The organism is Methanobacterium sp. CWC-01 (assembly GCF_030323845.1).
Classification (GTDB): domain Archaea; phylum Methanobacteriota; class Methanobacteria; order Methanobacteriales; family Methanobacteriaceae; genus Methanobacterium; species Methanobacterium aridiramus.
On the sequence record NZ_CP040735.1, the window covers coordinates 1,010,989 to 1,022,519 of the forward strand.

Annotated in this window: 13 protein-coding genes; 9 read left to right on the top strand and 4 right to left on the bottom strand. The window is 45.3% G+C overall.

What is annotated here, in order from left to right; all coding sequences use genetic code 11:
- Window positions 1–46: 46 nt before the first annotated feature.
- Genes FGU46_RS05380 through FGU46_RS05400 form a run of 5 tightly spaced genes read left to right on the top strand, consistent with a single transcriptional unit; the run spans window position 47 to window position 1,949 of the window.
- On the top strand, window positions 47–427 hold the full coding sequence (locus FGU46_RS05380; protein ID WP_286472425.1) for a DsrE/DsrF/TusD sulfur relay family protein: 381 nt from the start codon (window positions 47–49) through the stop codon (window positions 425–427).
- A gap of 1 nt (window position 428) precedes the next feature.
- A complete protein-coding gene (locus FGU46_RS05385; protein ID WP_286472429.1) occupies window positions 429–791 on the top strand; it encodes a DsrE family protein in 363 nt (120 codons plus the stop codon).
- A gap of 9 nt (window positions 792–800) precedes the next feature.
- A complete protein-coding gene (locus FGU46_RS05390; RefSeq protein ID WP_286472431.1) occupies window positions 801–1,418 on the top strand; it encodes a (Fe-S)-binding protein in 618 nt (205 codons plus the stop codon).
- A 28-nt stretch (window positions 1,419–1,446) separates the two neighbouring features.
- Window positions 1,447–1,770, top strand: a complete 324-nt coding sequence (gene tusB, locus FGU46_RS05395; RefSeq protein ID WP_286472437.1) for a sulfurtransferase complex subunit TusB — start codon at window positions 1,447–1,449, stop codon at window positions 1,768–1,770.
- Between the two features lie 14 nt (window positions 1,771–1,784).
- On the top strand, window positions 1,785–1,949 hold the full coding sequence (locus FGU46_RS05400; RefSeq protein ID WP_286472440.1) for a hypothetical protein: 165 nt from the start codon (window positions 1,785–1,787) through the stop codon (window positions 1,947–1,949).
- 46 nt (window positions 1,950–1,995) lie between these two features.
- Here the strand turns inward: FGU46_RS05400 and FGU46_RS05405 are convergent, their stop codons facing one another.
- Together FGU46_RS05405 and FGU46_RS05410 are read right to left on the bottom strand one after the other, a co-directional pair.
- The gene (locus tag FGU46_RS05405) at window positions 1,996–3,144 is read right to left on the bottom strand and encodes a site-2 protease family protein (protein ID WP_286472443.1); all 1,149 of its coding nucleotides are present in this window, start codon (window positions 3,142–3,144) and stop codon (window positions 1,996–1,998) included.
- Window positions 3,145–3,171: 27 nt separating this feature from the next.
- On the bottom strand, window positions 3,172–4,413 hold the full coding sequence (locus FGU46_RS05410) for a molybdopterin molybdotransferase MoeA (protein WP_286472455.1): 1,242 nt from the start codon (window positions 4,411–4,413) through the stop codon (window positions 3,172–3,174).
- A gap of 404 nt (window positions 4,414–4,817) precedes the next feature.
- Here FGU46_RS05410 and FGU46_RS05415 point away from each other — a divergent pair, with 404 nt between their 5' ends.
- Genes FGU46_RS05415 through FGU46_RS05430 form a run of 4 tightly spaced genes read left to right on the top strand, consistent with a single transcriptional unit; the run spans window position 4,818 to window position 8,757 of the window.
- Window positions 4,818–5,444, top strand: coding sequence for a cadmium resistance transporter (locus FGU46_RS05415; RefSeq protein WP_286472457.1), 627 nt, complete (start codon window positions 4,818–4,820; stop codon window positions 5,442–5,444).
- 7 nt (window positions 5,445–5,451) lie between these two features.
- Window positions 5,452–6,405: an ABC transporter ATP-binding protein gene (locus FGU46_RS05420; protein WP_353619882.1), complete on the top strand. Its 954-nt coding sequence runs from the start codon at window positions 5,452–5,454 to the stop codon at window positions 6,403–6,405.
- Window positions 6,402–7,598, top strand: a complete 1,197-nt coding sequence (locus tag FGU46_RS05425) for an ABC transporter permease (RefSeq protein WP_286472461.1) — start codon at window positions 6,402–6,404, stop codon at window positions 7,596–7,598. Before FGU46_RS05420 ends, FGU46_RS05425 begins: the two co-directional genes overlap by 4 nt.
- A 25-nt stretch (window positions 7,599–7,623) precedes the next feature.
- Complete coding sequence (locus tag FGU46_RS05430) at window positions 7,624–8,757, top strand: ABC transporter permease (RefSeq protein WP_286472465.1); 1,134 nt, start codon at window positions 7,624–7,626, stop codon at window positions 8,755–8,757.
- Window positions 8,758–8,793: 36 nt separating this feature from the next.
- Here FGU46_RS05430 and FGU46_RS05435 read toward each other — a convergent pair whose 3' ends face one another.
- Window positions 8,794–9,354: a diacylglycerol/polyprenol kinase family protein gene (locus FGU46_RS05435; protein ID WP_286472468.1), complete on the bottom strand. Its 561-nt coding sequence runs from the start codon at window positions 9,352–9,354 to the stop codon at window positions 8,794–8,796.
- Window positions 9,355–9,358: 4 nt separating this feature from the next.
- Entirely contained in the window at window positions 9,359–11,524 is a 2,166-nt protein-coding gene (gene purL, locus FGU46_RS05440; RefSeq protein ID WP_286472473.1) for a phosphoribosylformylglycinamidine synthase subunit PurL, read from the bottom strand.
- Window positions 11,525–11,531 lie beyond the last annotated feature (7 nt).

Below are 11,531 nucleotides of genomic sequence, written 5' to 3' on the forward strand. Positions count from 1 at the left end.
ATTTATCATGCACAATTATTTATCCGGGTAGCACCATAATAAGCACATGGTATTGAAGCCTGTCGATAAAAAGTTCCTAACTCTGATCCTTACTGAAGGTCCCTACCGCTCACAGCATGCAAACATTGCCTATCGCCTGGCTTTAAACGCCCTTGAATTAGGATATGGTGTTCAGATCTTTTTGTACATGGATGCCACGCACATTCCCAAAAAAGAGCAGAATCCACAATCTTTTCCCAACTTAGCCAACAAATTTCGTAAATTGGTGGCTGCAGGGGCAGATATTAGGGCCTGTATTCGCTGTGCCACGGCCAGGGGCCATACCTGCACTCCCAATCCTTATATAAAAGATGTTAGAATCACCAGTGTCTACGATATTCCCCAATGGATAGAAAACAGTCATCAAGTTATTAGTCTGGGAGGATAGGATGGATTCAGCCCTGATAATAATAGATAAACCTCCTTATGGCTGGGAGGATGCATTCAGTGGTTATTATGTGGCCATTGCTTGTCTTAATCGTGATTTTGATGCCGATGTATTTCTAGTAGGAGATGGGGTGTATGCCGCTCTGGAAAATCAAAAATCACAGGAAACCCTCAAGTTTCCCAACGTGGGAGAATTAGCCTACCTAGTATTCCCGGAAGGAAGTATATTCGTTCATAAGGATTCAATGGAGAAAAGAGGCATATCAGGGAAAGAATTAGTTGAATCAGCCCAGGTAATTGATGATGGGGAGTTATTTGAGATTCTGGAGTCAAAAATGGGAAAAACTGCCTTTATAAAATTTTAGGAGATGAAAATGACTGATGAGGAAAATAAACACCTGATCCTGGCTGATGGGGCATTGGTAAAAGAGGTTATAATCAAGGAGATTCGTCCATGCATAGTGGCTGAGGGAATGGTTCGGGTACTAATGCAACTGGATAGTCCCTTGGACACAGTCATCCCCATCTTAATGGTCACTTACCCTCCGGGAAAGGTTAATTACCTAAAAAATAAAAATATTCTTACTCTATCACTCTTTGATCGGCTCATAACTATCTATCCTTCTGGAAAAGTGAGTATGAACAAAACCATAGATGAAGAAGACGCCCTGGAAACTCTAACCAAAATCATGAATGATATAAATCAGGCCCATCTACACCAGTCCCATACCGATACTTCAGAGCAACAGGATGCCCAGGAAAGACTTTCTAACATGGGGCCCCTGGACCTCTATCACTGCCTACCCCAAACTGGGTGTGGAGATTGTGGAGAAGCTACCTGCACGGCCTTTGCCATGAAACTTCTCGCTGGAGATACCACCCTGGACCGCTGCACTCCCCTAAAAGAACCGGAGCATTCAAACAAACTGAGATGTCTGGAAAAGTTACTGGGAAAACCTCTGATGGCCACTCTGGGATGGAATTCCGGATAACAAAGTGATTTTAAGAAAAGATGGTATAATGCGCATCGGATTTATAGTAACCAAAACCCCGGCTGAAAATGGATTCAATACCTTTGCGCAGTTTTTGGACCTATATATAGGAAAAGAAGATGTTAATGTGTATTTAATTGGGGATGGAGTGTACTGTGCTCGTAAAGGCCATCAAAAGTCCGGTAAAATCCACAGTATTATTGAAAATGGCCAGCTCTATGCCTTGTTGGAGGACCTTGAAGCCCGGGGCATATCCCCGGAACAGACCTTCCCTGGTACTGGAATAATGTCCTCATACCGGGAACTGGTGGTGGCCATAATGGAAGAAATGGATCAGATATTGACTTTTTAAAAATTTAGAGAAAAATGAATAAAAAAAGAATTAGAAGCCAAGCACCGGTAACCTGCCAGTGTCAGCCCCCTGCGGTGGAAAGGCCCCCATCTATTCTGCGCCAGGTGCAGTGTCCCGGGTGCGGAAAGTTCTTCCGGACCAACCGCCATGTTGACTACTGTTTCAACTGTGCTCCATAGTTTTTTTTATAGAGTCAATCTTTTTTTATTATTAATCTATTCTTTATTAAATAATTGCGGCTAAAAATCCGTATCCCAGATTTATCAGAACCAGGCTCAGGCAAAAAATTGACATTGCATAGGTACAGGCCCTGGTAACCCGTTCGGAGGTCCAGTTCCCTAAAATTTCTTCGAAGATCAATCCTCCGTCGAAGGGTTTCAGAGGAAGTAGGTTGAACAGTCCAATACCAAAATTGAGGGTGAATATCCACATGAACAGCTCAGCCAGATACACCAGAACCCAGGGGATGCTTTCACCCAGAATGTTTGACAGCCCTTCACTCACCACATGTTTTTCCTGGCTTTTAATCCCTATATAGGCACTGCTTGTGCTGTTAGGATTGACGCCGGTGGTGATGCTGTAGGTGCCCTGATCAGTACCAATGATAACTTGGTCTCCAACCGTAAGTTCTTGAATTACCTGTGAGAAACTGTCTCGATCAGTGACTGAGTTGCCATTAATAGTCTGGATCAACATACCCTCCTGCAATATTCCGTCGGCCGGACTACCCGGCACCACGCTCATTATTTCCAAACCTGCCGCTGGCAGAGCGTAGGGTATTAAGAATAGGGTCAAAATGAAGTAGATGGCAATGGCCAATGCCGCCAGCATCATGTTGAATATGGATCCAGCGGCGAAGATGCGCAGCTTTGAAACGCTTCCCAACTTATTTACCTCTTCGTCATCAGGTTCCACAAAAGCAATGGGCAGAATGGCTAATAATCCCACTCCCAGAGACTTAATTTTCACCTTTTCCACCCGAGCCAGGATTCCATGACCAAACTCATGGATCACAATAACTGTGATCAGGCCAATTAATCCGTAACCAAAGGGTAAATAAATTGGTGAGCCGGGTATTTCCACTCCAGGAAGTACAATGGACACTTGGGGGTTAACCGCCACCGTCTCCAGAGACGCCACCAAGTAGTAAACAATGAAGGCCATTAAAAAAACAGCCATCACGATACCTCCATTCATAACCCACCGCCAGAGCTTAGGACTTTTCTGGGCAACGGAGTCAATGAAGTCCCTCATACGGGTGGTTTTCCTCAGAATTATGGGACCTTCCATTTCTATCTTTAATTTATCCTTAAATAAGAAAGCTAAAGTCCATATAACAACAAAACCGATGGCATAATACCATAAAGCGTTCAAACAATCACCTTGTATCGTAAAACCTCTTTAAACCTGCAGGGAGTGATAGGGAAGTACCTTACATTTTTCTCCAGAGTCAACTCCTTCTAGATTTTCTTCCATAACAATGTAGCAGTCAGAATCTACCATGGACCTTATGATCCCCGATCCTTTAATCTTCAATGGTCGGACTTTTTCACCCTCTATACGGGCTCTTATATAATCGGTACGTCCTAGGGTCGATGGGATTTTCCTTGCAGCGATTTTGGTAGTGAAATTAAGCTCTCTTTCCAAACCTTGCATCCTTAAAAGATTTTCCCGAACGAACACATCGAATTGGACCATGGCTGCCACTGGAAACCCAGAAAGCATGAAAACGGGCTTGTCTTCCACAACTGCAAAGGCAAATGGTTTCCCCGGTCTGAGGGTCACCCCGTGGATTAATACCTCACCCAGTTCGTCAGCCACGTCCACCACCACGTCACCCTTACTGATGGCGGTTCCCCCGGTGGTTAAGAGACAATCATTGTTTTTTAACAATCTTAAGAATTCTTTTCGGACCAGTTCATGGTCATCCACACAGTGAGTCATGTCCGGAACAGCAAGTGCACTTTCCACCAGGGACTTCAGGGTGAAATGGTTGGAGTTTATGATTTCTGCTCCTTCTAGTTGGGACTTGGGCATCACCAGCTCACTTCCAGTGACCATTACTCCCACTCTTGGTTTCTTATATACTTCCACTTCACCATATCCGGCAGAGGCCACAATACCTATTTCTGGCGGGTTCAGCACTCTCCCCGGACTCAGGATCAAATCTCCAGTCTTAAAATCTTCACCAGCAGGAGAAACGTTCTCTCCCGGTATCACTGCGGTTTCCACTTCCAGATGGACTTGGTGACTCTGAGTGTACTCCTCCATCACCACTGCATTTGCTCCGGAAGGTAGAGGAGCACCAGTTGCTATTTGTATGGCTTCCCCTTCCTTTAGGTCTACACTTGAGACTTCCCCGGCTCCTATGCGATCCACGATATTCAGATGTACTGGATTTTCTTCGGAATGTCCAAAGGTCTCTTCCGCCTGGAGAGCGTATCCATCCATGGCTGATCTATCAAATGGAGGTGCATCTATTAGGGATACTACCTCCTGGGATAGTACTCGACGATTAATCTGCTCCAGGTTTTTTATTTCCGTTTTTGCAGGATTTAAATTACTTTTAAGTATTTTTTTAGCTTCCCGCACTGGCATAAGCTCGTATAAAAACATATAAATCTTCTCTTGATTCCATGTCATGATCTTTGATGGTGTAATATGATGTAAGTTTAATTCCAACTAGTTTAGGGTACTCTCTCCTTTATAAGTTAATAGATCATCGGTTATGCATTTTAGATAGTTTTTCACACAGACCACTGAACCATAACCCCCTCGACGGATACCTATCAAATAATTAAAATAACCTAATAGATAAATGAAGTTACAATGGTTATTACTAGTTTAAGAAGGTCTTACTGTTAATATTTTCAAGGATAAATTAAAATAAGATAAATGCGCACCTTACATACCACTCTAATAAATACAAACTAGCTTGAAAAGCATCGTTCCCTAATTTTGAATTATCCTAGAGATAGATCAATGGTTCTAAAAAAATTGAAATTATTCCACACATTAAAATCCATACTTCACATAAAAAATGACGCATGGAATCATTAATACTCCTACTAACCATTTCTGCCTCGGCCTTCCTAGCCACCAATATAGATGATATTTTCATTCTGACAGCTTTTTTCAGCAGCAAGGCCTTTTCGAATGGCAGTGTGGTGTTGGGACAGTATCTTGGCTTTGGTACGCTAATAATAGTCAGTATAATGGCGTCTTTTATCAACTTAATCGTTTCATCATCCATAATAAGTCTTATGGGCTTCCTACCCATACTGATTGGTATAAAAAATTTATTTGAAATAAAAAATATTCATGACGATTTTAAAGAGCTTGAATCCTTTAATGAGGAAAATGGGAGAATATATCCTGCCTTTAAGGTCGCACTGGTTACCATAGCCAATGGAGGCGACAACTTAGGGGTTTATATTCCCTTGATGTCCAGTGTCAATACGTGGGATACACTCGGCATTACCCTAAGTTTTTTAATTTTAACTGGAATATGGTGCTTTTTAAGTTATAAACTGGTTCACAACCGCCTCGTAGGTCAGAAAATTCTTAAATACGGCCACCTGATTCTCCCCTTTGTACTTATCGGCATTGGAATCATAATTCTATATACAGGAGGCGGAATTTCACTTTTAGCTACATCTTTTAATCATACCTAATCTTATATTGAACATCATAGGATGTGATATGGTGACCTCTCCCCAAGTTATGATCAGCATAGATGGTCTTTCAAAATCCTTTGGAAGCATTAAGGCCCTGGATAATCTCAACTTAGATGTGAAAAAGGGGGAACTGCTGGGTATTATCGGCCCCAACGGGGCTGGTAAGACTACCGCCATCCGTATTACATGTTGCATCCTGAAACCTGACCACGGCGATGTGTTGGTTGATGGATACAGCATACATAAAGATCCTCTGAAGATCAAGTCCATCATCGGTTACTTGCCAGAGGAACCAAACCTCTACGAGAGGTTCAAGGCCCGGGACTTGTTAAGATACTTTTCTGAGCTATACGGAGTTCCCAGGACAGATATTGATCCACGCATTGATGAACTCCTGGAACTGGTGGGCATGACCCACCGGGCCGAGGACAGAATTAATACCTTCTCCAAGGGGCTTCGGCAGCGAATTGGCATAGCCAGGGCCCTGGTGCACGATCCTCAAGTTATAATTTTTGATGAACCCACCATGGGTCTGGATCCGGCCACCAGCCAAAACATCCGCCACTTCATAAACCAGCTTAAAGGTGATAAAACCATCATACTCTGCACTCATTACATGGATGAAGCTGACCAGCTCTGTGACCGGGTGGCCATTCTAGATCAGGGATGCATCAGAGACATGGGCACGCCCCAGGACCTTAAATCCAAGGTCCACGGCGACCTTTTACTCACGGTGCAGGTGAGAAATCCGCTCAAATCTGATCATGGAGCTATATGCGAATTTAAATCGGTGGAGAACCTGGAATTAGTAAAAAATCAGTACATAATCTCTTTAAACTCCCGGGAGGAGATATCCAAAATAATCGATGTACTGGGAAGCCGGGCCCTGGCAGTTAACACCAAAGAACCCACCCTGGAGGACGTGTTCATTGGCACCCTGGAAAATAGGAGTATATGATGAACTTTATAACCATCACTCGTTGGGAGTTTAAAAACACAATCAAAAGCCGTAAATTTCTATTAATATTCTTTCTGCAGATATCAGTCCTGTTTCTGATGATCATGGTATTCAATTCCTTTGCCGCCAATATGGAGAGTAATGAGGCTCTGTCCATCACTCCTTCCCTCTCGGGCTTTGCCACCCTGGACGTGGATGACCAGGGGGGTCTGTTCTCCAGACGTTTAAATTCGGAAGTTCTCACCATTCAGAACTCCACATACCAGCAGGCCTGGAGCCGTTTAGAGCGTGGACTTACCGCCGGGTTTTATACCGTACCACCTGAATCGGTAAGTCTGGTCCGGAATGGAGATCAGGTGGAAACCGTCCTCTATCTGGACTACCGTGACCCTAAAAGGAGTGTGGTGCGAGAGGAGGTGAACTCCACCACTAAAGCACTATCATCGGCCCTCACCACTTCCTACCTGGAGTCTTCCAGGCCCCAAAATGTCGCTAGCCAACCGGGAGTAACTGAGACAACCTCCGGGGAATCAGTACCCCTGCAGATAATCAGGAAGGTTATGCTATCGGTGCTTCTCTTTTTACCCCTATTTCTTTTTGGAAACCTTATCATTGACAGTCTGGTGGGAGAAAAGGAACGTAAAACCGGGGAAATATTGATGGCCATGCCCCTGACATCCACCGACATCATTATCGGTAAGAGTCTAGCCGTGGTGATGATAATGGCCCTGCAGGTAGGTATGTGGATGGTAATCCTCCTGGGGACCGGTTTCCAGTTAAAAAATGCAGGAATCGTATATATAATCGTGGTCCTCACCGCCATCCCTCTGGTGGGGCTGACCACTATAATCGCAGCCTACTCCAAAAACTACAAAGAAGCCGGCATTGGCCTTACCTTTGCCTATATATTCATATCAGGTCTTCTAATCGTACCCCTTTTGGGACACATATCTCGCCAGTCAGCCGCGGCTAACATATCCCCCATGACCCTGGTTATGCGAATATTCTCGGGAGAAAACATAGCCCCGGGCGAAATCCTGCTATCCTTGACTTTCATCGTGGTTATCAGCCTGATATCCTATGGGCTTAGCGCGGCACTCTTTCGCCGTGACGATGTGGTCTTCGGACCCAGACCTGGCGTTATTAGGTTAACCCTGGAATTAGTGGGACTAAAAAAAATTAAAAATAAATAGATATCTTTTCACGGGAGATTCGTAATTGAAATTGACAGCCCTCGTAAAAAAAGAAGCCCATGATATCCTGGGAAACAGGATCTTTTTACTGGTAGTTCTGGTACAGTTGCTAATAATCCTGGGAACATTTGGCCTGGCCATATCAACTGCTCTGGTGAATGACCCTGCTGTTATAGATAGTTATGGGGTTAATTCGGCATTCAAGGTAGGATTATCCGAGGACTTAAATCAATCAACCCTTGTCGATGATCTCGAAGCTCAAAAACTCCAACTGGAATATTTCAACACCACCCTAGAGGCTAAAAAATTTTTAGGAACGGATCTGGTAGCGGTAATTGGCATGTCTCCCCAGGGGGAGGTTCAGGTTGAACTTGATACTTCCAACGTCTTCTACCCTGTGGCCTCCACCAAGATAAGTAAAGCGGTGGACACTTTTCAGATCCAAAGAAGCCTTCAATCATTAGAATTAAGTGAAGAACAGATAAATGCCATACAAGAACCCGTTAAACTCCGGGTAGTGAATTTGGAAGAAGATGAGGCGGTTAACATCGCCCTGGACAGCCCCTATTTTGTAGAGGTCATGTACGGGTTTATAGTACCTTTTATACTACTTTTACCCTTCTTCATGGCCAGTAACCTGGTTACAGATAGCATAGTAGGGGAAAAGGAAAGAAAAACCTTCGAAGTCCTGCTTATGGCTCCCCTATCAAGTAGTACGGTGGTTATGGGCAAAATAATTCCTATATTGAGTTTTTCACTGCTCCAGAGTCTGGCCTGGATTTTACTACTGGATCTGTTACAAGTACCCATCTTCAACACCATACTAATGCTTTTAATTCTTTTTTTTCTGGGTTTAGGGTTTATTGGAGTGGGAATACTCATATCAATCCTGGTAGACAGTACCAAGGAGGCTAACTCGGCTATTACCTTGATTCTGGTCTTCGCTACTTTCATTCTCTTTGTCCCCCTCTTCGTAAAATCGGGCATGTTCCAGGTGCTGTTCAACTTCATACCCACAGTTTTAATGGTTAAAATCGCTTCCAGGCCGGTGATTAGCCCTGAAATCATCCTTTTTCTAGTGCCTACAATTTTGATTTCTATCCTGATGTTCATGGTAACGGTAAAGTCGTTCCGTCATGAACGGGCCATTCGACTGTAAAATAAAAAGATTTAGGTACTATTGATACCGGAGATTTTACAGATAATAAACCACCAAACTAATCACCAGGCCAGCCACCAGGGGTATGGTGAGGTTATCATCAAGGGGACTATAGGCTTCGGTCAATGCACCGGACAGGGCCCCTGAAAGAGCCGGGATCATGGTAAGCTGGGTTAATGACGCGATAAAGCCAACTAACAGGAAGGCCAGACTCCCTTCCAGAGTTTTATTCTCCTGAAATGGTAATTTCACTTTTCCCCATCTTTTACCCACCAGGGTGGACGCTGAATCTCCGAAAAGCAGAATTAAAATGGCGGCGTTGGCTACTTCCAGGTTGGCCTGGAAGATGAAGAGGGTGATGATTATTCCCAGAAAGAAATAGATGGATCCCATTTCATCTTCGCTTCTTTTGCAGTATCGTAAAATTGGAGAAAAAATGGGGATGTGTATGTAACGATCCCATCGGAATATCAACACCAGAAACACCAGCAGGGCCAGACAAATGATGATGAGGGCCTTCACTGGGATTAAGTAGCTCAGAACTACTACAAAGACGCCTGAGGCATGTATTAGCTGCCTCAGGAGTTCCCTGTTCATAATATCAGGCCATAAATTTCTCTATGGCTCCCTGGTGGGCCTTTTTAAGCTCTTCCACAGCAATACGTAATCCGGCCTGTTCAATTACCAGAGAATTCCCCTCCACCCGGCCAATGGATGCAGCAGGAACACCCATATTACGGAGGGTGTTGGTGATATCATTTGCGTATTCTTCCCTCACTGTTAACAGGTATCTGGCGTGGGACTCCGAGAACAGAACCTGGATGGGAGTCATATCCCCATCTCCCGGTACTCTGGAGAGATCCACCGTAGCGCCCCAACCTCCTTCCAGTGCCATCTCGGCCAGGGATACAGCCAGACCACCACTGGAGAGGTCATGTACGGCGGTTATATTCCCTTGGTCATCTTTCTTAACCATTTTCAGCACTGCCTGGGCAGATTGGAATTCTGCTTCCATATCCACTTGGGGTGCTTTGCCCTGCATCACTCCGTGCATGGATTTATGATATTCGGAACCATCCAATTCGGGATGGGTGTTACCTATTAAAATGATCACATCACTCTCATTCTTGAAGGGGGTGGTGCGGATGTCTTTAAGATCGATAGCCCCAGCCACGCTGACTACCGGTGAGGGATTAACGGTAACTCCCTCGGTTTCGTTATAAAAACTCACGTTTCCACTGATAACCGGTAAATTGAAACGTCTGGCCACGTCAGACATTCCCTGTACACACTTCTGGAACTGCCAGAACACTTCTGGTTTTTCTGGATTTCCAAAGTTAAGGCAATCCACCATACAGAGCGGATCCGAACCCATGGCCACCACATTTCGGATGGCCTCGGCCACTGCGCCGGCACCACCATGGTAGGGGTCCAGATAGCAGTGTATGTTGTTACAGTCGGTGGTGAGGGTGAAGCCCTTCTCCTGGTCCACCCTCAGCACGGCAGCATCGTCCCCGGGTTTGACCACGGTGCGAACCTGAACTTCATGATCGTACTGACGGTACACCCACTTCTTACTGGCAACGTTCAGGGAAGATAAAAGCTTTAAAAGGGCTTTATCAGCAGGTGAATCCTCTAATTCTACGTATTCCTCATGGTGTATTGGTTCACGGGCTTCCCTTTCCACCAGGGGAGGATCGGCCAGTAATTCGCAGGGTAGATCCGCCACCACTTCTCCCTCCTGGGTAACTACCATCTGCCCCTGGTCAGTTACCTCACCAATGACGGCGTAGGGCAGCTCGTGTTTTTCGATTATGGCCACTAAACCAGCCACATCCTTCTGGTTAACCACGAAGACCATTCTTTCCTGGGACTCGGATAGCATTATCTCGTAGGGAGTCATTCCCTCCTCCCGGAGGGGTACCTTGGTCAACTCCATCCGGGCGCCATTACCTCCCTTGGCTGCCATTTCCGATATGCAGCAGGTAAGGCCTCCCCCTCCCAAGTCTTTAAGTCCCTGAATGTCAATCTTCTCCAAAGCTTCCAGTGTGGCTTCCATTACCTGTTTCTTGGTGAATGGATCGGCTACCTGCACGGCGGGTCTACTTTCCAGCTCGGATGAAGAGGTAAGCTCCTCGGAGGCGAAGGTCACCCCGTGGATGCCGTCACGGCCGGTGCGGCCTCCCATAAGAACAAATACATCGCCTACGTTCGGCGCTATTCCTCTCACGATACTGTTTTTCCGGACCAGGCCGGCACATACTACGTTTACCAGGGGGTTGAACTGGAAATTTTCATCGAATTCCACTTCGCCCCCCACGGTGGGTATGCCTACCCGGTTACCATAATCTGAAATTCCCTTAACCACATATTCAAAAAGGTAACGACTTCGCTGGTCTTCCAGAGGCCCAAAACGGAGTGAATCTAGAAGGGCCACGGGCATAGCCCCCATGGATATTATGTCCCTTATTATTCCACCAATACCAGTTCCTGCCCCACCATAAGGTTCTATGGCGGAGGGGTGGTTATGGCTTTCCATGCCCATCACCAGGGCTAGGTCCTCAGTTAAATCCACAATCCCTGCATCGTCACCAGGTCCCATAATGACGTTTTTTCCTTCGGTGGGAAACAGGGCCAATACTGGCCTGCTACTCTTGTAGGAACAATGTTCTGAGAACATTATGTCCAGCATACCATATTCCAGGGGATTAGGGTCCCGCCCTAACTCATTTCTGATGTAATCCATTTCCTCTGCGGTTAAAGTCAATATCACA